This window comes from Colwellia maritima (genome assembly GCF_022669015.1).
Classification (GTDB): domain Bacteria; phylum Pseudomonadota; class Gammaproteobacteria; order Enterobacterales; family Alteromonadaceae; genus Colwellia; species Colwellia maritima.
The window spans coordinates 485,884-511,837 of sequence record NZ_JAKKSL010000002.1 but is presented as its reverse complement, the minus strand read 5'-3'; the positions used below and the strand labels follow the sequence as shown (position 1 = coordinate 511,837).

Annotated in this window: 17 protein-coding genes and 8 pseudogenes; 14 read left to right on the top strand and 11 right to left on the bottom strand. The window is 35.1% G+C overall.

From position 1 onward, the window contains the following. Positions 1–111: 111 nt before the first annotated feature. Positions 112–750, bottom strand: coding sequence for a 23S rRNA (uridine(2552)-2'-O)-methyltransferase RlmE (gene rlmE, locus L3081_RS12540; protein WP_242286520.1), 639 nt, complete (start codon positions 748–750; stop codon positions 112–114). A gap of 103 nt (positions 751–853) precedes the next feature. Here rlmE and yhbY point away from each other — a divergent pair, with 103 nt between their 5' ends. Then, positions 854–1,150 carry a ribosome assembly RNA-binding protein YhbY gene (gene yhbY / locus L3081_RS12535; RefSeq protein ID WP_242287031.1) on the top strand — a complete coding sequence of 99 codons (297 nt, stop codon included), beginning with the start codon at positions 854–856 and terminating at the stop codon, positions 1,148–1,150. Positions 1,151–1,312: 162 nt separating this feature from the next. Here the strand turns inward: yhbY and glnS are convergent. The 3 genes and pseudogenes from glnS to L3081_RS12520 form a co-directional block, all read right to left on the bottom strand. After that, positions 1,313–2,984 (bottom strand): annotated as a pseudogene (glnS, locus tag L3081_RS12530) (glutamine--tRNA ligase). Positions 2,985–3,112: 128 nt separating this feature from the next. Beyond that, a pseudogene (locus L3081_RS12525) lies at positions 3,113–4,961 on the bottom strand (M1 family metallopeptidase). 146 nt (positions 4,962–5,107) lie between these two features. After that, positions 5,108–5,938: a flagellar protein MotY gene (locus tag L3081_RS12520; RefSeq protein WP_242287030.1), complete on the bottom strand. Its 831-nt coding sequence runs from the start codon at positions 5,936–5,938 to the stop codon at positions 5,108–5,110. 288 nt (positions 5,939–6,226) lie between these two features. On the opposite strand from L3081_RS12520, the gene rnt reads away from it, so the two are divergent. Next, positions 6,227–6,913: a ribonuclease T gene (rnt, locus tag L3081_RS12515; protein ID WP_242286518.1), complete on the top strand. Its 687-nt coding sequence runs from the start codon at positions 6,227–6,229 to the stop codon at positions 6,911–6,913. Between the two features lie 120 nt (positions 6,914–7,033). On the opposite strand, the pseudogene L3081_RS12510 reads toward rnt, so the two are convergent. Both L3081_RS12510 and L3081_RS12505 read right to left on the bottom strand, forming a co-directional pair. Beyond that, a pseudogene (locus L3081_RS12510) lies at positions 7,034–7,640 on the bottom strand (peroxiredoxin). A gap of 118 nt (positions 7,641–7,758) precedes the next feature. Further along, positions 7,759–8,103: a Grx4 family monothiol glutaredoxin gene (locus L3081_RS12505; protein ID WP_274620518.1), complete on the bottom strand. Its 345-nt coding sequence runs from the start codon at positions 8,101–8,103 to the stop codon at positions 7,759–7,761. Between the two features lie 312 nt (positions 8,104–8,415). Between L3081_RS12505 and L3081_RS12500 the strand changes: the two genes are divergently transcribed. The 4 genes and pseudogenes from L3081_RS12500 to L3081_RS12485 all read left to right on the top strand — a co-directional run bounded on the left by L3081_RS12500 (position 8,416) and on the right by L3081_RS12485 (position 14,247). Next, entirely contained in the window at positions 8,416–8,997 is a 582-nt protein-coding gene (locus L3081_RS12500) for a Fe-Mn family superoxide dismutase (RefSeq protein ID WP_242286516.1), read from the top strand. Between the two features lie 362 nt (positions 8,998–9,359). Next, a complete protein-coding gene (locus tag L3081_RS12495) occupies positions 9,360–11,294 on the top strand; it encodes a PrkA family serine protein kinase (RefSeq protein ID WP_242286514.1) in 1,935 nt (644 codons plus the stop codon). An 81-nt stretch (positions 11,295–11,375) separates the two neighbouring features. Beyond that, on the top strand, positions 11,376–12,665 hold the full coding sequence (locus tag L3081_RS12490; RefSeq protein ID WP_242286512.1) for a YeaH/YhbH family protein: 1,290 nt from the start codon (positions 11,376–11,378) through the stop codon (positions 12,663–12,665). Positions 12,666–12,695: 30 nt separating this feature from the next. Further along, positions 12,696–14,247: pseudogene (locus L3081_RS12485) on the top strand (SpoVR family protein). A 96-nt stretch (positions 14,248–14,343) separates the two neighbouring features. Here the strand turns inward: L3081_RS12485 and fadR are convergent. Both fadR and L3081_RS12475 read right to left on the bottom strand, forming a co-directional pair. Beyond that, positions 14,344–15,058: pseudogene (gene fadR, locus L3081_RS12480) on the bottom strand (fatty acid metabolism transcriptional regulator FadR). Positions 15,059–15,396: 338 nt separating this feature from the next. After that, positions 15,397–15,780, bottom strand: a complete 384-nt coding sequence (locus tag L3081_RS12475) for a DUF3192 domain-containing protein (RefSeq protein WP_242286511.1) — start codon at positions 15,778–15,780, stop codon at positions 15,397–15,399. 203 nt (positions 15,781–15,983) lie between these two features. Here L3081_RS12475 and L3081_RS12470 point away from each other — a divergent pair, with 203 nt between their 5' ends. Further along, complete coding sequence (locus L3081_RS12470; RefSeq protein WP_242286509.1) at positions 15,984–16,310, top strand: hypothetical protein; 327 nt, start codon at positions 15,984–15,986, stop codon at positions 16,308–16,310. 1 nt (position 16,311) lies between these two features. Here the strand turns inward: L3081_RS12470 and syd are convergent, their stop codons facing one another. After that, positions 16,312–16,914 carry a SecY-interacting protein gene (gene syd, locus L3081_RS12465; RefSeq protein ID WP_242286506.1) on the bottom strand — a complete coding sequence of 201 codons (603 nt, stop codon included), beginning with the start codon at positions 16,912–16,914 and terminating at the stop codon, positions 16,312–16,314. Between the two features lie 59 nt (positions 16,915–16,973). Between syd and queF the strand changes: the two are divergent. Then, positions 16,974–17,846: pseudogene (gene queF / locus L3081_RS12460) on the top strand (NADPH-dependent 7-cyano-7-deazaguanine reductase QueF). A 39-nt stretch (positions 17,847–17,885) separates the two neighbouring features. On the opposite strand, the gene L3081_RS29395 reads toward queF, so the two are convergent. Together L3081_RS29395 and L3081_RS29390 are read right to left on the bottom strand one after the other, a co-directional pair. Next, on the bottom strand, positions 17,886–18,743 hold the full coding sequence (locus tag L3081_RS29395) for a M61 family metallopeptidase (protein WP_338027323.1): 858 nt from the start codon (positions 18,741–18,743) through the stop codon (positions 17,886–17,888). A 20-nt stretch (positions 18,744–18,763) separates the two neighbouring features. Then, positions 18,764–19,747, bottom strand: a complete 984-nt coding sequence (locus L3081_RS29390) for a M61 family metallopeptidase (RefSeq protein WP_338027357.1) — start codon at positions 19,745–19,747, stop codon at positions 18,764–18,766. Positions 19,748–19,976: 229 nt separating this feature from the next. Here L3081_RS29390 and L3081_RS12450 point away from each other — a divergent pair, with 229 nt between their 5' ends. The 6 genes and pseudogenes from L3081_RS12450 to L3081_RS12425 all read left to right on the top strand — a co-directional run bounded on the left by L3081_RS12450 (position 19,977) and on the right by L3081_RS12425 (position 25,893). After that, complete coding sequence (locus L3081_RS12450) at positions 19,977–20,324, top strand: hypothetical protein (protein WP_242286504.1); 348 nt, start codon at positions 19,977–19,979, stop codon at positions 20,322–20,324. Continuing rightward, positions 20,321–21,568: a GGDEF domain-containing protein gene (locus L3081_RS12445; protein WP_338027356.1), complete on the top strand. Its 1,248-nt coding sequence runs from the start codon at positions 20,321–20,323 to the stop codon at positions 21,566–21,568. Before L3081_RS12450 ends, L3081_RS12445 begins: the two co-directional genes overlap by 4 nt. An 86-nt stretch (positions 21,569–21,654) precedes the next feature. Then, a pseudogene (gene ppnN / locus L3081_RS12440) lies at positions 21,655–23,000 on the top strand (nucleotide 5'-monophosphate nucleosidase PpnN). A 2-nt stretch (positions 23,001–23,002) separates the two neighbouring features. After that, on the top strand, positions 23,003–23,836 hold the full coding sequence (gene xni, locus L3081_RS12435) for a flap endonuclease Xni (protein ID WP_242286499.1): 834 nt from the start codon (positions 23,003–23,005) through the stop codon (positions 23,834–23,836). 266 nt (positions 23,837–24,102) lie between these two features. Further along, the gene (locus tag L3081_RS12430; protein ID WP_242286497.1) at positions 24,103–24,498 is read left to right on the top strand and encodes a DUF3192 domain-containing protein; all 396 of its coding nucleotides are present in this window, start codon (positions 24,103–24,105) and stop codon (positions 24,496–24,498) included. A 386-nt stretch (positions 24,499–24,884) separates the two neighbouring features. Then, positions 24,885–25,893, top strand: a pseudogene (locus tag L3081_RS12425) (isocitrate dehydrogenase). The last annotated feature ends 61 nt before the right edge of the window (positions 25,894–25,954 follow it).

The following is a 25,954-nucleotide window of genomic DNA, read 5'->3' as shown; positions in this document are numbered from 1 at the left end:
TAATTTACTACAATTCAAGCTTTGCTGCTAATTTACTTTAGTCGGTATTTACAACTAGTAACAACTTTGCCCAGGCAAGTTTAGAATGTATGAATACATTATCAGGTTATATTAACCATTAAAACCTGTTGCTACTAAATAAACTTCGCGCGAACGCGCGCGTGAAGATTCGGGTTTTCGCGTTTTTACGCCCTTAAAGACTGAACGCACAGTTTTCATGAATTCTTCAAAGCCGCCTTGAAATACTTTAACAACAAAAGCACCATTTGGTTTAAGTACCTGATGACACATGTCTAAGGCTAACTCCACCAAATACATGCTACGGGCTGAATCGGCACTTTCGTTACCAGTCATATTGGCCGCCATATCCGACATAACCACATCAATGTTTTTTCCATCAATACGTGTTAACAATGCATCAAGTACGGCTTCTTCTCGAAAATCACCCTGCAGAAAATCAACACCTGCAATGGCGTCCATAGCCAAGATATCACAAGCAATAACTAGACCATTATCACCAACGGCTTTCACGGCATATTCAGACCAACCACCGGGTGCAGCGCCTAAATCAACCACTTTCATACCGGGTTTTATTAATTTATCTTTGTTATTAATTTCTTCAATTTTGAAAACAGCACGTGAACGCAAGCCTAATTTTTGTGCTTTTTTTACATACTCGTCTTCAAAATGCTCATCAAGCCATCGTTGAGAACTGTTAGTATGTTTTTTCTTTGCTGTATTTTTTGCCATATTCTTTGCCATATTAAGAGTTTTTTCGACTATTAATGGATATTAAGTGTTAGATAAGGGTAAAATAGCGGTAATTCAAGTTAACCACTATCGAAAAATTGTAATGACTATAAATAAAAAACAAATTCAATACTTAAAAGGTGTTGCTCATCCACTGAAACCCATTGTGTTATTGGGAAATAATGGCTTAACTGAAGCTGTTGTTGCTGAAATTGATTATGCTCTGAATCATCATGAATTAATCAAAGTGAAAATACCAACTGATGACAGAGAAACTAAAGCCTTAATTGTTGAAGCTATTTGCCGTGAAACTAAATCAACAAAGATACAGGTAATTGGTAAAACATTAGTTATATATCGTGAAAGTGAAGAGAAAAAAATTCGTATTCCTAAACTTTAAGCGATTAATAGCAATCTCAATAACTATGTGATTATTTCTACTTGCTTTCTACGTATAAAATAAGCTCACTTAATTAATGAAATTGGTATAAGATTTTAACTTTATTAAAAAGCCCTGAGTTAATATAAAACTTAGGGCTTTTTTATGAATGATGAAAACAGATTACTGAGATATTTTTGCCCAAGTATCACGTAAACCTACGGTCCTGTTAAAGACTAGGTCACCAGTATTTTTAATGTCATTATCTAAACAAAAATAGCCTTGACGTTCAAATTGAAACACTTGCTCTGGTTTAGCATCAACTAATGATGGCTCTACTTTGGCTTTTTCTATTGCGATAAGCGATTCTGGGTTCATTACTTTATGAAAGTCATCTTCTGCCGCAGGATTAGGTACAGTAAATAATCGGTCATATAAACGTACCGTTGCATCAAGTGATTTATCAGCATCAACCCAATGTATAACACCTTTAGGTTTAGTACCGTCGGTAGGGTTTTTTCCTAATGTGTCTTCCAGATACGTGCAATAAACGGTAGTAACATTACCTTGTTCATCTTTATCACAACGTGTTGCTGTAACAACATAAGCACCACGTAAACGTACGGCTTTATCTAATACTAAACGTTTGTATTTTTTATTGGCTTCTTCTTTAAAATCTTCCGCTTCAATAAATAGTTCAGCACTAAATGGCACAATACGTGTCCCTTGGCTTTCATCACTCGGGTGATTTTTAACGATTAAATCTTCAGTTTTACCCGCAGGATAGTTTTCTATCACTAATTTAATGGGATCAAGCACTGCCATTGCACGCGGCGCATTGTCATTTAAATCTTCACGTATACAAGCTTCTAATACGCTCATTTCAACGGTGTTTTCCATTTTAGTTACACCAATGCGTTTTGCAAATTCTCTTAATGATGCAGGTGTATAACCTCTGCGTCTAAAAGCAGCAATTGTTGGCATACGTGGGTCGTCCCAACCATCAACAAGCTTTTCTTCAACTAGGGTATTGAGTTTACGTTTGCTCATTAACGTGTATTCAAGGTTTAAACGTGAAAACTCATATTGATGGGGTTTAGTTGGTACTGAAACATGGTCAATAACCCAATCATACAAACGACGGTTATCTTGAAACTCTAGTGTACATAAAGAGTGTGTTACGCCTTCTATCGCGTCAGATAAACAATGAGTAAAATCATACATAGGGTAAATGCACCATTTATCACCTGTTTGGTGATGGTGTGCAAAACGAACACGATAAATAATAGGGTCGCGCATACACATAAAGCTAGACGACATGTCGATTTTAGCTCGTAATGAACATTCGCCTTCTTTGAATTCACCATTACGCATTTTTGCAAATAACGCTAAGTTTTCTTCAACTGAAGTGTCACGATAGGGACTGTTTTTACCAGGTTTATTTAATGTACCCCGATATTCTCGCATGTCATCGCCATTTAAAAAACAGACAAAAGCTAAGCCTTTTTGAATGAGTTCAACAGCAAAGTCATGCAATTGCTCAAAGTAATCTGAGGAATAATGAATATCACCGGCCCCATTCAAAACCTAACCATGTCACATCTTTTTGAATGGCGTTAACATAGTCAATGTCTTCTTTTTCTGGATTAGTATCGTCAAAACGTAAATTACATAAACCATTATAATCTTGCGCAATACCAAAACTTAAACAAATAGCTTTGGCATGACCAATATGCAAGAAACCATTAGGTTCTGGCGGAAAACGTGTTTGAATTGAGCTATGTTTGCCACTGGCAAGGTCCGCATCGATTATTTGACGAATAAAATTGGTTGGGCGGTTTTCAACTTCCGACATCCACTGAGCCTCTAAAGTAAAGTAACTAAATTGGCGGCATTATATCAAGAGTTATAAGCAACGAATAGCAAAAAGGCTCAACAGAGCCTTTAATTTATTTGATTGTATTCACTATGCTTATTTTGTGGTTATTTTTTCAAAATACCATCAATAGTGCCTTGTGCTAAACCATGATAGCCAGGACGAGCTTTTTGGTAAACACTAAGTGCCCATACTTTGCCCTGCTCGGTTTGAGCTAGTTCTTTATACAAAGGTACAATTAACTTACGACGACCAATAGCAACTAAATATTTAGACATGGCCGGATAAACAACATCATAGCCCGCTCTAACAGATAATAAATACCAAGCATGAGCGATTTCAGCATTTTTACTATGGGTTAAATCAAAGGTTTGATCAAGTGCTGCCATACGTTCAATTTTAATATCCGTAGGTAGGTTATTGATAAAATGCAACCATTCATGCAATGTCCAATCTACTGTAGGTAATTGCGCTAATGTTATTTTATTTGCTAACCATTGTGAAATTTGTTTGGTCAATTGTGGCAAATGCTGTTGAAGTAGGTTTGGGTACATAAGTAGGTAGTCCTTGTTCATATATCCATTCATTCACTTCTTTATCGCTAACAATATTAGGGTATTTATGGGTTAAATTCGCTTTAAGGTATTTCACAAAGTTTGCAGTACCTAAACTTTGAAAGGCATGACTATCAAAATATTCTAATACAAAGGAGTCAAAACGTTCACGACCAAACTTTTGCTCTAAGTAAATTAAAAACAATTGACCTTTAGTGTAGGGAACGCCTGAAAAAGCATCATCGGGATCACGACCTTTTAAGTCAATATATAATTGTGTATCACCCGGGGCTAATTCAGCTATTTCATAATTCAAGCCTTGTGCATCAAGTGCTTGCTCCATGGTCGCTCTTTTATTGCCAAATACAGCTTCCATAATGCGGTTTTCAACATAACTAGTAAAACCTTCGTTTAACCATAGATCACGCCGGCTTTCATTTGTTACTAAATTACCTGACCATGAATGTGCTAATTCATGGGCAATTAAGTTAACTAAACTTTTATCACCCGCAATAACAGTAGGGGTTATAAAAGACAAACGTGGATTTTCCATTCCACCAAATGGAAAGCTAGGAGGTAAAATTAATAAGTCGTAACGACCCCAACGATATTTTCCATACATTTTTTCTGCTTTATCAATCATCGCTTGGGTATCATCAAATTCAGCTACTGCGGCATCTAAAATGTTGGATTCTGCATAAATACCTGTTTGGTGGCTCATGGCTTTAAAATGTAAATCCCCCACACCTATTGCAATTAAGTATGCAGGGATAGCTTGTGGCATAGAAAAGAAGTAATCACCATCGCGCTCAGTATCTGGCACATTATTAGCGCTCATCACGGCAAGTAAGTCTTTATCGGTTGAAATTCGTGCTGTGTAAGTTACGCGAACACTTGGCGTATCTTGAATAGGGATCCATGAACGCGCATGAATGGCTTGGTTTTGGCTAAACAAAAAAGGTTTTTCTTTACCCGCTGTTTGCTCGGCTGATAACCATTGTAAACCAGAGGCCTTCTCGGTTGAGTTATAATAAACACGTAATTTACTGGCTTTAAATGAAGGTTTTATAGACAGCTTTGAGCCAAGTACAGAATCACGTTTTGCAAGGGAAAAATTAACCTTTTTCCAGTTTCCTTGGCTATTTTGAGCAAGTACTTTGTGAACAACTAAATCACGGGTATCTAAAATAATCGTTTTGGTACTATCATCAAGCCACTTTAACGTAAGTTCAGCAAAACCTGATAAAGATTTTTGTTCAAAATCAACCGCTAAATCTAAATAGAGATGGGTTGTAACAACTTGGTCATAGTTTGCATAGGTGTATGCATCATTTAGTGTAGACTTATTGGTCGACACGTCTGCTGCAGCAAACTGGGATAGTGTTAGTGTTGCTAATACTATAAAAAAGCGCTTAAAAATTTTCATTTGGATAATCCTAACAAAATTCACAAAAAAAATAGGCCTGTAGATTACTTCGAATCAACAGGCCTCTACAACTAAATAAATTGATTAATTATTCAATATTTTGACAATATATAAAGAATTATTTACATTTTTTGCATTTGAATAACAACTCGACGGTTTTTTCCACGACCAAGTGTCGTTTCATTTGATGCAATATGACGTTTTTCGCCATACCCTGTCGCTTCTATTCTACTGGCGTCAATGCCATTCTTAACAAAGTAATCTCGAATTTGTAATGCGCGACGTTCCGATAATTTAAAGTTAGCCCAACGACCACCATAACTATCTGAGTACGCATCAACGAGTACTAATTCAAGCTCAGGATCTAAACTTAAATACTCTTTAATCATATCCACACGGCGCTGAGATGCTTTGGTAAACTTATCACTATTAGATTGATAATTTAATACAGTGTAAGCAATGTCATCAAAACTGTAGTTTAATAAGTTGCTAACACAGGCTACAAAATTTTGATATGCACCTTTAAACCGGGCAGTTGATAAACCAACTGAAATTTTGTCTTGTTCACTGTACCAATCATTATAATAAAACGTTGGGCTCATGCCCTGCTCTAATTCACTTAACATAGTCCAAGCCACTTTTTTAGGTAAACTAGGATTAAACTGTTTATGCAACTTCATATCAGCTAACACTCTGCCGCCATTACCAGGCCGCCAATTAGGTGACTCACTTCGAACTTGTGCAAGTGAATAGCTATCAGGTAAAAGCATCATGTCTAGTTCAAATTCCATATTGAGTTTTCTACTTGCCTTCGCTGAAAAACGCGCCTGACCATAATGAGGAATTTGGTGTGCTAATGTACATTGTAAACGAGAGTCATTAGCAAGTTGCCATGAAGAACTATTGAGATCTGCACTGTATTGTCTGATCCCTGCATTGGCTTGATTCGCCATAAAAGTGAAAAACAGCGCAAGCGTAACGACCACTAAAAATGTCGAGGTAAATAAGAATTTATTAGAATTAGGAGAATATATTTTCATAATATTGGTAACACAATTAATTAGTGACATTCGTTATATCGTCTCAAACTAATATAACTTTAGCACTTTGTTACTTATTTTGCGCTATTTTCTCATTATTAGCTGAACTAACCCAATGATATTACCATTACTATCGTGTTTTAGGTTGTTTTCTGAGATAATCCAATCTCTAGGTTTCCCCGCTAAAATTCAAGTAATAATATGCAAGATACAGTAGAAGCAAAAGAAGATAATATAAATAAAGAAAGCAAAAACAATGACAAACCACTATTAGCTCAACGGTTTCGCGGTTACTTTCCCGTTGTTATTGACGTAGAAACAGCAGGGTTCAATGCCCAAACAGATGCATTACTTGAAATTGCAGCCTCTGTTTTAACGCTTGATGAAAATTCAAAAAAATTGTCTATTGATGAAACAATTCAGTTTAATGTTCACCCTTTTGAAGGCGCAAATTTAGAACAAAAAGCACTCGACTTTACAGGGATTGATCCCACAAACCCTTTACGTGGGGCTGTTGATGAAGACGTTGCCCTTAAAGCATTATTCAAATTAGTTAGAAAAAAAATGAAACTGGCGGGTTGTCAACGAGCCATTATTGTTGCCCATAATGCCTCGTTCGATTTAGGCTTTTTAAATGCCGCAACTGCACGCTGTCAAATTAAACGTAGCCCTTTTCATGGGTTTGTTAGTTTTGATACGACAACATTATCAGGTCTTGCTTTGGGTCAAACAGTACTCGCTAAGGCGTGTGAAGCAGCAGAGATTGATTTTAATAATAGCGAAGCACATTCTGCACTTTATGATACGGAAAAAACAGCAGAGTTATTTTGTCATATAGTAAATAAATGGCAGGCATTAGGCGAGTGGCCTCTAGCGATTAGCGATTAGCGATTAGCGATTAGCGATTAAAAAATTACCCATAAAAAAAGCTAGCGTCAATTAACGCTAGCTTTTTATAATATTATCAAAAAATTTAGATAAATTTATTAATGGTTAACTCAATAATACTTAAAGGTTATCAGCATTATCAGTTAAGTACGCTGCAACACCATCTGGAGAGGCAGTCATACCTTTATCACCTTTATTCCAACCGGCAGGACATACTTCACCGTGTTCTTGATGAAATTGTAAAGCATCAACCATACGGATCATTTCATCAACGTTACGACCTAGTGGTAAATCGTTAACTACTTGATGACGAACATTACCTTCTTCATCAATTAAGAATGAACCACGGAACGCAACACCTGCATCTGGATGCTCTACATCGTAAGCTTTACAAATTTCATGTTTAACATCAGCTACTAATGTGTATTGAACTGGGCCAATACCACCATCATTCACTGGTGTGTTACGCCATGCGTTATGAGAAAATTGTGAATCAATAGAAACACCGATAACTTCAACACCACGACTTTTGAATTCTTCCATTCTATGATCAAAAGCTAAAAGCTCAGAAGGACATACAAACGTAAAATCTAGAGGATAGAAAAAAACTACCGCTTTTTTGCCTTTGATTGCTTCGCTTAATGAAAAACTATCAACAATTTCACCTGTACCTAAAACTGCTGCTGCAGTAAAGTCCGGGGTTTGGACGACCAACTAATACACTCATTATATGCTCCATATTTATGTTATTAATGATTAAAAATATTATTGCGCTTACAAATAGTCACAACTAGTTATTGTGCTTATTTGAAAAATTTCAATATCTAATTCATGCAGAATACAATTTATTCTGCGTTTTTTTCTTCAGAAGCATTTTTAGCTGTTGCTTCTTTTATCAATGTTTGTAATTCACCTTGTTGAAACATTTCTATAATAATGTCACAACCACCAATGAATTCACCTTCAACCCATAGTTGAGGGAATGTTGGCCAATCTGCATATTTTGGTAATTCTGCACGGATATCTGGGTTTTGCAGAATATCAACATAAGCAAATTGTTCACCACATGAGATCAATGCTTGTGATGCTTGAGATGAGAAACCACAGCTAGGTAATTTCGGAGAACCTTTCATATAAAGTAAAACGGTGTTTTCACTAATTTGTTCTTTAATACGTTCAATTGTTTCCATAATATCCTCTAAATAATAATATTCATTATACTAAACTGAATTGGGCGCTAAGTTGAATTTACCTAACTTAATTTTTGTTCATACTTACCATTAGAAATATAATGGCGACAAAAAATTATTTTTCAATTCAATATAATAAATACTTAAAAATAAAATACATACTTGAAACTAACTAAAGAAATCCTATAGAGTATGCATTCAATATAGTATAAACTTAATACTTGAGTATTTTACTCAAGTTTTATTGTAAAATATACTCTTATTCACGAATACACCGTAACTTTTAAAAAAATCGAAAACTTGGAGAGCAAAATGGCTATTGAATTACCTGCATTACCTTACGAACAAACGGCCTTAGAACCACATATTTCAGCAGAAACTTTATCATTTCACTATGGAAAACATCACAATACTTACGTTGTAAAATTAAATGGATTGATTGAAGGTACTGATTTTGCTGATAAGTCTTTAGAAGAAATAGTAAAAACTTCTTCAGCGGGTATTTTTAATAATGCAGCACAAACATGGAATCATACATTTTATTGGAATAGTTTAAGCCCAAATGGCGGTGGTGAACCAACAGGCGCTTTAGCAGATGCTATTGTTGCTAGCTTCGGTTCTTTTGCTGACTTTAAAGCAAAATTTACTGACAGTGCTATTAACAACTTTGGTTCAAGCCGGACTTGGTTAGTTAAAAAAGCCGACGGTAGTTTAGCTATTGTTAATACGTCTAATGCAGCAACACCTTTAACAGATGAAACAGTCACTCCGCTTATTACTGTCGATTTATGGGAACATGCATATTACATTGACTACCGCAATTTACGTCCTAGCTATATGGACGCATTTTGGGCATTAGCCAACTGGGATTTTGCACAAGCAAATTTCGCCTAATTTTATGATTGGCTAATGTATTAAGCCATATCGTTTATATTTGACCTCAACGTTGGGGTCATTTATTTTTACTCCTTTATTCCTATGACCATCTTGCTACTCTCTGACAAATCTTAAATAAGCTTCGACCAAAGCTCTGAAAACCTACGGCAACCTGTGACATCCTGCTACAAAAAAGAGTTATCCTCCCTTTAGAAAACCGTAAAACTCAAAATTAATTAATTGATCTTATTTATTTTTTATCAATTAGAAATAATTATTTACCTTATAAAATTCGCAAAATCAGCCAAAGCAACTAACCTTATAACTAAGACTTAATAAATTATTTTTGTCCGTTTTAAACTCAAGCTTTGGAGATGATTATGAGTATTTTTAAACATTATCAAGCACGTTACGAACAAGCTCAACAAGAAGAGTTTAGCTTACAAGAGTTTTTAACCCTATGTAAAGAAAACAAACTTTCCTACGCAAGTGCTTCAGAAAGGCTACTCAGTGCTATTGGTACGCCAGAAGAGGTAGATACAGCGAATGATCCTCGATTAAGTCGCATATTTTCTAACAGAGTCATTAATCGATACCCTGCTTTTAAAGACTTTTATGGTATGGAAGACGCTATTGAACAAATTGTTTCATACCTTAAGCATGCTTCTCAAGGTTTGGAAGAACAAAAACAAATCCTTTATTTATTAGGTCCTGTAGGGGGTGGGAAATCATCCATTGCTGAAAAATTAAAAGCATTAATGCAACAAGAGCCTATTTATGTTTTATGCGCTAATGGTGTTCGAAGCCCAGTAAACGACCACCCATTTTGTTTGTTTGACGTGCATTCCGACGGTAAAATATTACAAGAAGAATTCAATATACCCGCGCGTTATCTTAATAATATTATTTCGCCTTGGGCAGCAAAACGCTTACATGAATTTAAAGGTGATATCGCTAAGTTTTCCGTGGTAAAAGTCTACCCTTCTATTCTTGATCAAATTGCTATTGCAAAAACAGAGCCTGGCGATGATAACAATCAAGATATTTCCGCTTTGGTTGGTAAAGTTGACATAAGACAACTGGAACACTATGCTCAAAACGATGCTGATGCCTATAGTTACTCAGGCGCACTATGTAGGGCAAACCAAGGATTAATGGAATTTGTAGAGATGTTTAAAGCGCCTATTAAAGTGCTTCACCCATTGCTTACTGCCACACAAGAGGGAAACTACAATCCAACAGAAGGATTATCAGCCCTGCCCTTTAATGGCATTTTACTGGCACATTCAAATGAGTCTGAATGGCAAACGTTTAGAAATAACAAAAACAACGAAGCATTTTTAGATAGGGTTTATATCGTTAAAGTGCCTTATTGTATGCGTGTTTCTGAAGAAGTAAACATCTACAAAAAATTACTTGAACACAGTGAACTAAAATCAGCGCAATGTGCTCCTGACACCTTAGAAACACTTGCCCAATTTTCGGTATTGTCAAGGCTAAAAGATCCAGAAAATTCAAGTATTTATTCAAAAATGCGTGTATATGATGGTGAAACCTTAAAAGATACTGATCCCAAAGCCAAGTCATATCAAGAGTATCGAGATTACGCGGGTATTGATGAAGGTATGTCAGGACTCTCTACACGTTTTGCGTTTAAAATATTATCTCGGGTTTTTAATTTTGACAATAACGAAGTTGCGGCAAACCCCGTGCATTTATTCTATGTATTAGAGCAACAAGTTGAACGTGAACAATTACCTAAAGAAACAACTGAACGTTACTTAGAATTTATAAAAGGTTATTTGACCCCAAAATATATTGAATTTATTGGTAAAGAAATTCAAACCGCGTATTTAGAATCCTATTCTGAATACGGACAAAATATTTTTGACCGTTATGTTACCTATGCAGATTTTTGGATTCAAGATCAAGAGTACCGTGATTCAGAAACGGGCCAACTTTTCGATAGACAAGCACTAAATGATGAGTTAGAAAAAATAGAAAAACCCGCAGGTATCAGTAATCCGAAGGATTTTCGTAATGAAATTGTTAATTTTGTTCTCAGGGCAAAAGCCAATAACAACGGCAAAAACCCTTTATGGACTAGTTATGAAAAACTTCGAACAGTGATTGAAAAGAAAATGTTTTCGAATACTGAAGACTTATTACCTGTTATATCTTTTAATTCTAAAACGTCAAAAGATGATCAGAAAAAACATGACGACTTTGTAGAACGTATGATGAGTAAAGGATATACGCAAAAACAGGTAAGGCTACTATCTGAGTGGTATTTACGTGTAAGAAAGTCTTCTTAAGTTGTACCTCGATACGTAAAAGCTATTATTTATTTTACAGTAAATAGGTAAAGCACTTTAATAAAGAGGTAAGGAGTCACAATGGCTAATTTTATTGATAGACGGTTGAACAGTAAAAATAAAAGCACTGTAAATCGTCAACGTTTTTTAAGGCGCTATAAAAACCAGATAAAAAAATCTGTGTCTGACGCGATCAACCAACGTGGTGTCACTGATATCAGTTCAGGTGAAAACATTGTTATTCCAAAAAAAGATATGTCCGAGCCCATATTTCATCAAGGAGATGGCGGTATTCGTGACAAAGTTCACCCAGGTAATGATCAATTTGTTAGTGGTGATAAAATTAAGAAACCGCCCAACCAACAAGGACAAGGCTCAGGGCAAGGTGATGCAAGTGACAGTGGCGAAGGTGATGATGATTTTACTTTTTCTATTTCGAAAGAAGAATATTTAAATCTGCTTTTTGAAGATTTAGAGCTTCCCAATTTAGAAAAAAATCAACTCGACAAACTCATTGAATATAAAACTGTTCGCTCAGGTTTTTGCGCGGAAGGCATACCATCAAATATTGATATCGTAAAATCATTACAGGGCTCTATTGCCCGACGTATTGCCATGACAGCAACTAAAAGAAAACAACTTAACGCATGTAATCAAGCGTTAAATTTACTCAAGCAAAACACTAACATTCACGACTCAATTCAACACAAAGAAGAAGATGAGTTAAAAAAACAAATAGCTGAGTTAGAAAGTAAAATTGCCAAAGTACCTTTTATCGATACCTTCGATCTTCGCTATAGAAACTATGCGAAACAAGCAATGCCAACGTCGAAGGCTGTTATGTTTTGTTTAATGGATGTTTCGGGTTCAATGGACCAAGCCACAAAAGAAATGGCTAAACGCTTTTATATTCTTCTCTATTTATTTTTAAGCCGAACTTATAAGAATATTGAAGTTGTTTATATCCGACATCATACCCAAGCCAAAGAGGTAGATGAGCATGAGTTTTTCTATTCTCAAGAAACGGGAGGGACGATTGTATCAAGTGCATTAAAGCTAATGAATGACATAATTTGTGAGCGTTACAATGATAGTCAATGGAACATCTATGGAGCTCAAGCTTCTGACGGCGACAACTGGGCTGATGATTCTCCTTTGTGCAAATCTATACTGGCCAAACAAATTTTACCCAAAACACGTTATTTTAGTTATATCGAAATAACTCAGCGTTCACATCAAACTTTATGGCAGGAATATCAACAACTCAAAGATTCACATTCAAACTTTACCACGGCACACATTAAAGAAGTCTCAGATATTTATCCAATATTTAGAGAGTTATTTAAAAAGAGTAATAAGCGTGCAGCATAAAACCCTTAAGACGAAAGAATAGGTGAAATTATGGTAAAAGCCAATGGGACTTTAGACAAAAAAATAAAGCAGTCTGTGACTCCTTTAGATGATTCTCCAGACTGGACATTTGAATTACTTGCCCAATACCAAACTGAAATTGCCCGTGTAGCAAAACACTACCGGCTAGATACTTATGTCAATCAAATTGAAGTAATCACCGCTGAACAAATGATGGATGCTTACGCCGGGGTTGGCATGCCTATCGGCTATAATCATTGGACATTTGGTAAGAAATTTATTCAAACCGAGCAAACTTACAAACGTGGGCAAATGGGCTTAGCTTATGAAATAGTGATTAATTCTAACCCTTGTATCGCTTATCTCATGGAAGAAAACACTATGCCGATGCAAGCCTTGGTTATGGCACATGCCTGTTATGGACATAATTCTTTTTTCAAAGGCAATTATTTATTTCAATCATGGACTGATGCTGACTCAATTATTGATTATCTACTTTTTGCTAAACATTATATTGCTAAATGTGAAGATAAATATGGCATTGATGAGGTGGAAGCAACTTTAGATGCCTGTCACGCGTTAATGAATCACGGTGTAGATCGGTATAAAAGACCACAAAAAATATCACTTGATGAGGAGTTAAAACGTCAAACCGAACGTGAAGAATATTTACAATCGCAGGTAAACACCCTGTGGCGTACTATGCCTGATAACCATAAAAATAAAAAAAAGAACAAGTATAAGTTTCCCTCTGAACCACAAGAAAACATTCTTTATTTTATTGAAAAAAATGCCCCACTTTTGAAGTCATGGCAAAGAGAAATAGTGAGAATTGTTCGCAAGATTTCACAGTATTTTTATCCACAAAAACAAACGCAGGTGATGAATGAAGGTTTGGGCGTGCTTTTGGCATTACACAATTTTAAACCACCTGTATGACGAAGGCTTAGTAACCGATAAATTTATGTTAGAGTTTTTGCATAATCATACTAATGTGGTGGCACAACAAGACTATAACAGTCCCTATTATTCTGGTATTAATCCTTATGCATTGGGTTTTAATATGTTTATTGATATCAGACGTATCTGTGAACAGCCAACAGAAGAAGATAAGGAATACTTTCCTGATATTGCAGGGAGTAATTGGTTAGACACTTTACATTTTGCTATGGAAAATTTTAAGGATGAAAGTTTTATAAGCCAATATTTATCCCCAAAATTGATCCGTGATTTTAAACTATTTCATATTCATGATGATGAAAATAATAATTATGTTGAAATTGGCGCAATACATAATGAACAAGGGTATAGAAAAATAAGACAAAAATTAGCAGAGCAATACAACCTCAGCAATTTAGAAGTGAATATACAAATTGTTGATGCAAATATTGAAGGAGACCGAGCGTTAACGTTACGTTATATTCCTCACAACAACATTCCGTTAGGCGATTCTAAAACGGAAGTTTTAAAACATTTACATTATTTATGGCAATTTGATATAAAAATTATTCAAGAAAATAAAGAAGGTATGGACGAGGTTATTGAAAGTTGTGGAAATAAAGAGACTACTACTGTCATATAATTTAAAGTAGTTTAATGAACAATAAAGGCGATGATTGTCGCCTTTATTGGTAAATCTGATAAACCACAAAGCAATGAACAATATAGTTATAGTCGACTAATCTTCTGTGAGTTCTTTTAACACGTCTTCCTTTAACTCAGCCCAAAGTTTACCTGATTCAATACCGTATTTACGCACAACAAAAATTGAATCATCAAATCGATTTTCTTTGGCTAAATCAATAAGTTTCTGATAATAAGTACGAGAAATTTCTCGCCCAGTAGGGTGGGTAAAATACAAACTACCAATACGAGAATATAAGCCTCTGAAACCATTTAAAATAAGTAAATATATAGAATTTCCTGAGGCAACCACTAATTCTTTATTTAAATTATAATCAAATTCAGCAAATGCTTCACCATTATCAGCCACTTCAGTATAAGCACTGAGTAATTCAATCGCTTTTTCTGGATTATTTTTTATCGCTCCACGAACATAAATAGCACTTATGTTTGTTCGTGCTGATAACAAATTGTCGACTAAATCAGGAACCCCTTCTTGATCAAGGTGGGCCAATGTTTCTAAAATATTTAAACCTGATGTTTCCCAAAAGTTATTCACTTTTGTTGGTTTACCATGCTTGATAGTTAACCATCCATCACGAGCTAAACGTTGCAGCACTTCTCTTAGTGTTGTTCTAGTAACACCAATTAACTCTGATAACTCACGCTCTCTCTTGGTAATATTGAGCCTGGGGGAAACCACCATTCCAAATAGATTCAACAATATATTGCTCAGCAAATCCGGCCGGACTTTGGGCTTTGATAACCATAGGGGTTTAAGTACCTTAAAAAAATTGATAAAACTGATTGTACCAGAACATTTGTTTGGTACAAGCGCAAACAAGGTTAGTTGAAGATAACTTGAACAGGATTTAATTTACGATGTACAAAAAAATGAATTAGTATAAGTTATCCATACCAATTCATTATCAAACACATTTTACCCTCTAGGTTATTAAATAAGAGGGTTATCTAAGATCTATATTCACCCAGACTATTTAACCTCAGTTCGACGTATGATTTAAAAAGCTTTTAACCTATTGAAAATTAATATTTAATTCGTCCCTATTCACTTTCTAAAAATTTATTAAGCCGAGCTGAAATGAGGTTATTTAGCGACAACTCTTGTATATTCACCGCCATTTCCGGTTTGAACTAATTCTCCATCCACAAATTCTAAATACGTACATTCATCTTTAGTCGTTAAACCATCTTTATGTTTACGGCGGCTTCTGTAATATAAAACTCGAATGGTTTTTTCATTAAGCTTATATGTTTCTGAAAAGTCGGCAACGCCTAATTTTTCTTGCATATCGATAAAACTTGAGCCCAATTGCACTTGAGCTATTTTTTTACGATTTTCATAACTTCTATCACCACTATCGTTCATAAATGAATGATCTACTTCCCCATCTTTTACGGCAATAACACACCCAGTTAATGTGGAAGTTAACGGTAAGACTAGCAAAAGGGCTAAAAGTGATTTTTTCATGTTTTACTCCGAATAATAAAATATTGTTATTAATACTAGTTAGTTAAGTATTTGCCTTATAACAAAAGCAAAAAGTAAACCAACATGAAAAACCTTGTAATCGTTTGATTATATTATATAAAATTAAAAACAAATATTTACCACCTGACATACGTAGTAACATTGGCTAAAATGTAGTTAATATAACGAATAGATTAATCAAAATGACAATAAACGATGAAATTTCAATCATAGCCAACCAAATTGCTAACAAAGGTAACAAGCCTACTGTTGCTTTAATTAAAACAAAACTTAAAACACGCGTTCCCTTGCCTGTGATCATTTCTGTGTTAAAAACTTGGCAGCATGAACCAAGTTTCATCTCTTTACCAACAGAACAAAATGACAGGGACTCTAAAGAAAAGAATACATCAATTGCTGATTTAACATCATTGGAGGATCGGCTTCATCACGAACTATCGGATATGAAAGAAGAAATACGCGAGTTAAAAGCACTAGTTCAAGGATTAATAAACCAACAAAAAAAATAAATTAACTTACCCGTGGTATTAGCGTCCTTATAAATTGTGGTAATGACTCGGCTAACTTTTTGTGTGGCTTACAACCAACACGTTCTACCCATACAGCGCCTGAATCATTATCCACTGAAATAATCATATCTTCTTCATCCGTCACCGCAAAAAAAACAGTTTCGGCTTGTTTTAACCTTCGTTTCATTAAAATATGGCCGATTAAATTTTCTTGCAAGCGCTCAAAGTCGGCTTCATTCCATGCAAATAACAGCGTTAATTGCCCTTCTTCACAGCTAGCATCAAGACTTTCGCTAAATTGAGCGGTAAAATAACGTTTAATATCCTCATGAAGTATGATTTCTAAAGCTGATTCAACATTATCAAAATTTAATTCTTTCTCCTTTTCAATCAGTGTTGGTCGCCAAAAAACCTGTGTTGATAAGGGCGGAGGATTAATAGTGTCATCATCGCTTAATGTTAATTCGCAGGGTGAAGGCCAATTTTCATCCTGTTCAATTAATGGTAAATGCTTGTGTAGAAGTTGATATTGTTCGATATATTGCACAGAAAATTGCTGTAATACATCGACTAAATTTATCTTAGTTTGATTTGATGATGTCATCTAATTCATAGATCCTTTAAAATAACGTATTAAAATTTAATTCAGCAAAAGAAATAGCGATGGCAATTGACCAAAACTCTCAAGAACTTACTGGTTTAACACTTGGTAAAACTACTGAATATTGTAGTGAATATAACCCAAATTTATTACAAGGGGTACCAAGAAGCTTAAATAGAAATGATTTATCTCTTACTGGGAGCACTTTACCTTTTCTGGGTGAGGACGTTTGGTATGGTTATGAATTGTCGTGGTTAAATACAAAAGGAAAACCAGTTGTTGCGGTAGCTGAGTTTCGCTTTGCTTGCATAAGCCCAAATTTAGTTGAGTCAAAATCGTTTAAACTGTATTTAAATAGCTTTAATCAAAGTAAATTTGATAGCTTTGCTGCTGTTGAACAAATCTTGACTAAAGATTTATCAGCCGTTGCGGGCGTAAAAGCACAAGTTACCTTATTCGCTGTCGACCAATGCCCGGCTATCAATTAAAGCAACAGAGCAAAAGGTTAAATGTATCGATGATGAAGACATTATTGTTGATAATTACCAATATAGTGCTGACATACTTAAAAATGCACAGCAAAATTCAGCCAAAACTACGGCTCATGAAAGCATAATCATTGAAAAATTAGTCAGTCATTTATTAAAATCTAATTGTTTGATTACTAATCAGCCTGACTGGGCAAGTGTATATATTAGCTACAAGGGAAAACCGATAGAACATAGCGTGCTATTACAGTATTTAATCTCTTTTCGTCAGCATAATGAATTTCATGAACAGTGTGTTGAACGAATATTTTGTGATCTTCAACAACATTGTCAGTTAGAGGAATTAACTATTTTTGCCCGTTACACTCGTCGAGGGGGTTGGATATAAATCCCTTTAGGAGCACACACATACGTTGTGCTCCTCACGCTAGAACATTAAGACAATAAGTGTTCCTCAGTTTGGTTTGATCAATATTTCTCTAGTACCTATGCTTTTGTTTTAACCGTATTGCTAGGGAAATCAATACCTGTCCATTGTTTAAAAAATGCTTTTTGTTCATCGGTAACAACATCCAAAGGAATGATTTTTAATTTATCTTTTGGTTGTTCACCTAAAACCAGAGTTCGTGTTGCTAGTGCGTCCCGACGGAAAAAAGTAATACGTACAGAGTCTTGAGGTTTAAAGTTTTTAATTCTGCCTGTTAATTCTTTATCAACCATGCGTAAATCATCGATAGCGATAATGATATCCTCTACTGCTAAGCCGCCCCTGCCAAGCCGACTGTCTTTTTCAACATGAGTAATACTCAAACCATGCGTAACCGGTTTAGTTTTGATGCCAGTCCAAGCAATTTGTTTTAGCTTGTTTTTATCACCATAAGGCTTTTTATTACCATAAGACATAGTCAAACCGGCTTTTGCTAACAAGACATTGAAATCAACATCAGCGTAACCGTTAATATTCTCTTGCCACCACGATTGGTAATCATTTTGAGTTACCTCTTTCAAAATGGTTAACAAGTCTTTTTCATCAAACCCTTTAGGAATTTTATAGTCTTTGTAAAGTATGTTATGAACATCTCGATAACTTTTCGATAATGCTGTTTTTTCTATGATAGAAAAGTCTAACAACCATGAAACTAAAAAGCCTTCTGAATATATATTAACACTATGATTAGCATCATAATCACCACCTTCTTCTAACCATTTATTAAAACTGGCTTGCGCAATAGTTTGAGCTTTTCTTCCAGGTTTATGCTGATACCCTGTAATACGTTTTGCTAAGCTTTCAAGAAATTCTTTACTAGACATTAACTCGCCACGTAATAGCAGTTGATTTTGCAAATAACTCGTTGAACCTTCGCTCAGCCAAAGTAAGGTTGAATAGTTCTCATCTTTAGGTAGTCATACGGTACCAATCCTTTCGGACGATATTGCTTAACATTCCATGTGTGAACAAATTCGTGAGCTGCTGTTGAAATAAAGCGCAAATAGTCTTTTCTATCTGAAAATTTAAAACGAGACGTTTGAATTATAGTGGAATTTAAATGCTCCGTGGCGCCACGGGCACCACTAGTGGCATGTACCATGAACACATAACGTTTGAAAGGATAGTCATCCCAAATATGTTTACCTTGTTGTACTAAAACAGTTAAATCAGCGACCATTTTCGCACTATCATAATTACCCTCTCCCCAAATAACTAACTCATAGTCACGACCTTCAACACTAAATTCATGGTGCTCGTTTATGCCAGTTTCAATTGGTGAATCAACCAATACATCATAGTTTTTCGCAATAAATTGATGTTTATGACGACTTGAAAAAATTGATTTTTTTCCGCTTTCAAGGCCAGAAACACTACGCCAATCTTTAGGAACATGTAAGTCAATAATATGTTTATCATCCCGAAAATCATCATGGTACATCACGACCGTTGAGGCATCTAAAAAGGCGTGGCTATCATCAATATGACGTGTTCTTTGCCCTAATTGATTCGCATATACCTGGTAACTTAAGGTCACTTTTTTATTTAATGTGTTTTGAACTTGCCAGGTATCTTTATCTACTTTTTGCCATTTAAGCTCATTACCCTTGCTATCAAGAGCAGTAAAGTCACGAATACCATTAGCAAGGTTGATAATTTCATACCGTCCTGTTCGCCATGTTGGTAGGTGAAAATTAGCTTGTGCTGTATTGAGTTTATCAAACTCAATTTTGATTTCAGCATAATGGTGTTGGGGATTTACAATAGAGATATCTACAACAACATTCGCTTTTATAGCCGTAGCGTAAAAAGTAACTACAAGCACTGAAAAGATTCGAATTAATAGGGATATTTTTGTCATATTCAACTAAACTTCCTTTAGGTAATAAATTAGATCGTTATAGTTTAGCGAGTTAAACAGCTTTAAGTAAGAAAAAAGCTTGTTTTGGTCAATGTTTTCAAAGGTAAAGACATTAATTATCACAATTGTATTGATTATACTGCTGATATTACTGTAAATTATCAGCTGCTATAATAATAAATATATTGCTTAATGTAGATAGATTACAAGATAAGGATTACCTTAAGATATGAGTACTAAAACTGTTGCTGACAAGCAGTCACAAGCATTACAAAGTAAACTTAATGCAGCAATAGCATCTAGGGCCTCGCTTGAAGAAGACTTTAAAACTCAATCGAGTATGTTAATTGAGTTTATTAATAAACTCTCTCAAGTGTCAAAAGGTATGGATATTAAGTTAGATAATCGCCTTGCCCAACTTCGAGGTCTATTAACTACATCAGCACCAATAGCGGATATTGAATGTAAAATAAATGAAATATCAAAATTACTCCAAAACCATACCGTAACAAATGCGCAAAACATTACTCAATTACACAAACAATTTAATGATCTTGTCTTAACTTACAAAAAATAAATGGGTTACCAAATGAGTTACGAAGAAAATTACGCGGATTATTAACACAGACGCAATCAACTAAAGAAAGTTTAACCCAATACACCCCATTAATAAGTCAATTGTTAGAATTTTATACTATAGCGTTACGCGGAAAAACTGATAGTGTAACTACCACGGGGCAAACGGAAAGAGCAATTGATAACACTTCACAAGACAATTCGTCTACGGTTAATAATGTGCTTATTAAACAATTATCGAGTTGTTTAAATAAATTGCATTTATCAGCGCAATATACCCAAGAATTACTTACGATCCATAAAAAACTACTGAAAGACACGTCTAATGATGATGTATTACAGCATTTCATTGAAATATTTGATGTTATTGTTGCCGACTTGCAAAGAGAACGAAATAGCGCAACAAACTTTTTAACGTCATTAAATGAGACGTTAGCCATTGTACAAAATGCTGTTTCAAAAACATTATCTACCTGTGAAAAAGCACAACACACCAACGATTTGATCAATATAAAATTACAAAAGCAGTTGCTAGATATGACGGGTTCTGTAGAAAAAGCCATGTCGTTAGATCAAGTAAAAGTAGATATAAACAGTAAATTAGCTAGTATTGCTTTAACGCTTGAAAAGAAAACAATATTTGAACAACAAAATCAACAAGCCCTGTCGAATCAGTTAAAAGATATGGCGGCTAAAGTTAAAAAACTCGAAGAACAGAGTCAAGAATTTGAAGTAAAACTCGCAGAACAGCAACGTAAAAGTATGTTTGATGCGTTAACAAAATTAAGTAATAGAGCCGCCTTTGACGAATACTTCACGCAATCGATGGTTCGTTTTCATCACAACCCTTTTGATCTTGCACTGGCTGTTATAGATGTTGATGATTTTAAACAAATCAATGACAGATACGGACATACGGTCGGTGATAAAACCTTGCAAGTAATAGCAAACACAATACGTAAAAAAGTTAGTAAAGATGCATTTGTGGCACGATATGGCGGAGAAGAGTTTGTACTCATCTACAGTAAACATAAAAAATCTGAACTGATAAATGAACTTAATTCAATCAATAAAAGCATTGCTCACTTACCTTTTCAATTTAAAAATAATAAGGTGAGTATTACCCTATCCATCGGTGCTACTCATATCACCAGTGAAGACAATATTCATACTGCTTTTGAACGTGCTGATGAAGCAATGTATAAAGCGAAAGAAAAAGGAAAGAACCAAGTTGTTTATTTTTAACATTGTCTGATTAATGAAATAAATAAAACTGAATAACAAAAACTTAACACTTGGTGAAATTATCATTTAGAAACAAGGGATTCACTATGCATACTCAGCTTAACCCTGTCGGAAATATGAACATTCTGTCACAAGCAGAAGTTGATCAACTTCAACAATCATCCACCAGTGAGCTTTACAACCTCTACCGAAATTGTTCTCTTGCGGTACTCAACGCAGGAAGTCATACTGACGATGCAGAAGTTATTTATCAACAACATAAAGAGTTTTCTATTGAAGTTCTCAGAAGAGAACGTGGTGTTAAAATAGATCTTAAAAATGCCCCTAAACATGCTTTTGTCGATGGCAAAATAATTAGAGGTATTCGTGAACATTTATCGGCAGTTTTACGTGATATCTTATTTATTAATAACAGTGATCAAAAACGCCTTTGTGTTCCAGGTTCATTAACCGATGCTACCTTTGGTATTTTAAGAAATGCTAATGCTATTTTACCTGAAACAAAAGCCCGTTTAATCACTTGTTGGGGTGGACATTCAATAAAAGAAAATGAATATAAGTACACTAAATCAGTTGGCTATCAACTAGGATTGCGCGACTTTAATATATGTACCGGTTGTGGTCCAGGTGCTATGAAAGGACCAATGAAGGGTGCAACTATTGGACATGCAAAACAACGAAATAAAGAAGGTAGATACCTAGGATTAACTGAGCCAAGCATCATCGCAGCTGAACCACCTAATGCAATAGTGAATGAATTAATTATAATGCCTGATATTGAAAAGCGTTTAGAGGCGTTTGTTAGAATGTCACATGGTCTCATCATTTTTCCTGGGGGTGCAGGTACAGCAGAAGAGCTGCTGTATATTTTAGGTATTATGCTAAACCCAGAAAATGAAAATCAAGTATTACCCATTATTTTAACCGGTCCGCAAAGTGCAAGTGAGTATTTTACCGAAATAGATACTTTTATTGGAGCAACATTAGGTAGTAAAGCCCAAAGCCTTTACAAAATAATTATTGATGATGCTGAACAAGTCGCGCAAATGATGTCGCATTCTTTAGAAGACGTACTTGCCTACCGAAAAGAAACGGGGGATGCTTTTCATTTCAACTGGTCATTGGTTATCGAAAATGATTTCCGGAACCTTTTGAGCCAAATCATAAAAACATGTCTGAATTAAACATCAGTCATGAAGTTTCAACCGCAGAGCTAGCCGCAAATTTACGCCGTGTATTCTCTGGCATTGTTCTTTAGAACGTAAAATCAAGCGGTATTAAGGATATAAGAGACTTTGGTCCGTTTCAAATATCGGGTGATAAGAAAATCATGGTGTTGATGGATAAATTGCTTGCTTCCTTTGTTAGTCAACAACGAATGAAGCTGCCTGGAAGCAAGTATATTCCTTGCTATCAAGTAATAGAGGAGTAAAAGTGTCCGCTCATTTAGTGTTAATTGATGCCTTAAATCTAATTCGACGCATTTATGCTGTGCAAGAGCGTCCTTTTATTCAAAGCAAAGATCAGCTAAATGGTGAACTTGCTGCAAAAACTCAACAACAGGTATTGTTCAACACACAACAAGCGTCTATCACAGCGCTAGAAAACATACTAAAGCAAGTGCAAGCTAGTCATGCACTTGCTGTGTTTGATAGTCATAACCCTTGTTGGCGTAACAAGCTTTATGCTGATTACAAAAAAGGTCGTAAAAAAATGCCGGTGCATTTGGCCAACGAACTCCCCAATATACAAGATGCTTTTCTCCAACTCAGTGTTGATTCACTGTTATCTGAAGAAGACGAAGCAGATGACCTTATCGCAACTTTAGCCACAAAAATGGCATTGCATGGGCAAAACGTTACCATTGTTTCTACTGACAAAGGCTTTCTATCACTTTTAAGTCCTCATATTTATGTTTATGACTATTTTAATCGCCGTTATTTAGACGAAAACTACGTTAAAGAGAAGTTTGATATAAAACCTGCACAATTGGTCGATTTATGGACATTAACTGGCGACAATACAAATAAGATACCAGGCGTGGCGGGTATAGGACAAATAACTGCCGCTAGTCTGCTTAATGAATATGGCTCCCTTAGTGGTATTTTAAAAAGCGACAACCTTAAACCCTCTATTCAAGACAAGTTAAGCGGTAGCAAAGAACAAATTGCATTAAGTAGACAGTTACTTACACTAAAACAAAATATTCCGCTTGGTTTTAACCTGAAAGATATCAGATTAGAACAAACAACAGCTCAGGTTGATTAACCAAACTCTACACAAAACTACAATAAGTTCTTTAAAACTAGCCTACAACTGGTTATCATTTCGTTAACAATATAAACACTAATACCAAATTTCATTAATTAAGTGCTCTATTATATATGTAAAAAAATTGCCAAATACAAGGCATTTATTTCAGTAACTAGTTGTTCTAATTATTAAATAAATAACAATGTAATTGGTGATTTTTGCAGTAGAAATGATCACGTAATTAGAGAGATTGGTACAATAATAAACCTTAGAGAACAACAATGAATAAAAAGGTTATCACCCGAATTTTTCTTGCGTTAGCAGCTTATGGCATTTTTGTTATATTGGTTATGTCATTCTATGATGACAGTCCGGATAAAATGCAATGGGAAGATAGGGAAGCTTACAACAGGCAATTTATCGCAAAACTACAACTCGAACAATTCACCTTTGAGCAAGCATTAAATGAACTTGGTAGCCCCGATATAACGGAAGCTCGAAAAGTTGATAGTGATAAATTTCAGGTAATGTTTTATCGTACACAACATGTAAAATCTGATGGCATCACGACTCAAGATGAATGCACCTTTTTACTATTTATAAATGGCATTCTTAAAGAAATAGGACTTGGCGACAATTACCCTAAAAATTGGGGGATAGTTGAAAGCTATCAATGAAACTCCCAATAATGCTAAATTCCCAGATATAAGATCACAGCCTGCACTTGTCTATTGTCCTTGATATTGATACCAATATTCACAATTAATGTGCACATATTATAGTAGGACTTACCTATAGACTAAAGTAATCTTGATACCCTTAAAAGAACCCTCTAAACTCGTTGAGCAGATGAAACAAGTAGTTATTCACAGTTAAAATATTGTAAATAGAAACGCTGAATACGCATCGTAAACGCTTACATGATATAAAGCGTGCCGTAAGGCACTAAGTAAATGCTAAACTGCAATTAACCGTAATATAAACGGCAAAAATAAATAATTTTATTAAAACTATTTAAAGTAAATTAAAGTAAAATTTTTCTTCTCTCACAAGGCATAAGAATATGACCAAGCAAACTATCACAGTAATTCCAGGCGACGGAATTGGCCCAAGCATTATTGATGCAACCCTTAAAGTACTAGATAAAGCCGGTTGCGACTTCAATTATGAATTTGCTGATGCGGGTTTAACTGCGTTAGAAAATCACGGTGAATTAGTACCACAAGAAACTATTGATCTTATCGAAAAAAACAAAATTACGTTAAAAGGTCCTTTAACTACCCCTGTTGGTGAAGGCTTTACATCAATTAATGTTACGTTACGTAAACAATTTAATTTATATGCAAACTTACGTCCTGTTTTATCTTTTAAAGGGACTAAAGCGCGTTATGAAAATATCGATATTTTAACCGTTCGCGAAAACACTCAAGGCATGTACTCAGGTCTTGGACAACATACTTCTGAAGATGGTACCCAAGCAGAAGCAATGAGTATTATTACCCGTGAAGGCGCAGAAAAGATTTTAACCTTTGCCTATGAAACTGCTCGTAAAGAAGGTCGTAAAAAAGTAACAGCCGTACATAAAGCCAATATTTTAAAATCAACCTCGGGATTATTTTTAAAAGTTGCTCGTGAAGTAGCACAACGTTACCCTGACATTGAGTCAACAGAAATGATTGTTGATAATTGCTGTATGCAATTAGTGATGAATCCTGAACAGTTTGATGTAATTGTTACCACTAACCTTTTTGGTGACATTTTGTCTGATCTTTGTCTTTGGTTTAGTGGGTGGCTTAGGTATGGCTCCAGGCGCAAATATTGGTGAAGACTGTGCTATTTTTGAAGCCGTTCATGGTAGTGCACCCGATATTGCCGGTAAAAACATAGCTAATCCAACTTCTGTTATTTTAGCTGCATTACAAATGCTTGAATATTTAGAAATGAGTGATAAAGCAGATAAAATCAGAAATGCACTAATTGATGTTATTGCTAGTGGTGACCGCGCAACACGTGATTTAGGTGGAACACATGGTACAACTGATTTTACAGAAGCGCTTTTAGAGCGTTTATAATACCGTAAATAAACGATAAAACTAAAGTTGCGAATAATTCATTCTTCGCAACTTTTCATTA

What these genes read in the sequence shown, in the direction of transcription:
- L3081_RS12475 (WP_242286511.1), bottom strand. Translation starts at nt 15,780, where the DNA reads ATGAAAAAATCACTTTTAGCCCTTTTGCTAGTCTTACCGTTAACTTCC.
- L3081_RS12430 (WP_242286497.1), top strand. Translation starts at nt 24,103, where the DNA reads ATGAATAAAAAGGTTATCACCCGAATTTTTCTTGCGTTAGCAGCTTAT.
- rnt (WP_242286518.1), top strand. Translation starts at nt 6,227, where the DNA reads ATGCAAGATACAGTAGAAGCAAAAGAAGATAATATAAATAAAGAAAGC.
- L3081_RS12520 (WP_242287030.1), bottom strand. Translation starts at nt 5,938, where the DNA reads ATGGCGAATCAAGCCAATGCAGGGATCAGACAATACAGTGCAGATCTC.
- syd (WP_242286506.1), bottom strand. Translation starts at nt 16,914, where the DNA reads ATGACATCATCAAATCAAACTAAGATAAATTTAGTCGATGTATTACAG.
- L3081_RS12450 (WP_242286504.1), top strand. Translation starts at nt 19,977, where the DNA reads ATGAGTACTAAAACTGTTGCTGACAAGCAGTCACAAGCATTACAAAGT.
- L3081_RS12495 (WP_242286514.1), top strand. Translation starts at nt 9,360, where the DNA reads ATGAGTATTTTTAAACATTATCAAGCACGTTACGAACAAGCTCAACAA.
- yhbY (WP_242287031.1), top strand. Translation starts at nt 854, where the DNA reads ATGACTATAAATAAAAAACAAATTCAATACTTAAAAGGTGTTGCTCAT.
- L3081_RS12505 (WP_274620518.1), bottom strand. Translation starts at nt 8,103, where the DNA reads ATGGAAACAATTGAACGTATTAAAGAACAAATTAGTGAAAACACCGTT.
- rlmE (WP_242286520.1), bottom strand. Translation starts at nt 750, where the DNA reads ATGGCAAAAAATACAGCAAAGAAAAAACATACTAACAGTTCTCAACGA.
- L3081_RS12500 (WP_242286516.1), top strand. Translation starts at nt 8,416, where the DNA reads ATGGCTATTGAATTACCTGCATTACCTTACGAACAAACGGCCTTAGAA.
- L3081_RS12490 (WP_242286512.1), top strand. Translation starts at nt 11,376, where the DNA reads ATGGCTAATTTTATTGATAGACGGTTGAACAGTAAAAATAAAAGCACT.
- L3081_RS29390 (WP_338027357.1), bottom strand. Translation starts at nt 19,747, where the DNA reads ATGACAAAAATATCCCTATTAATTCGAATCTTTTCAGTGCTTGTAGTT.
- L3081_RS12470 (WP_242286509.1), top strand. Translation starts at nt 15,984, where the DNA reads ATGACAATAAACGATGAAATTTCAATCATAGCCAACCAAATTGCTAAC.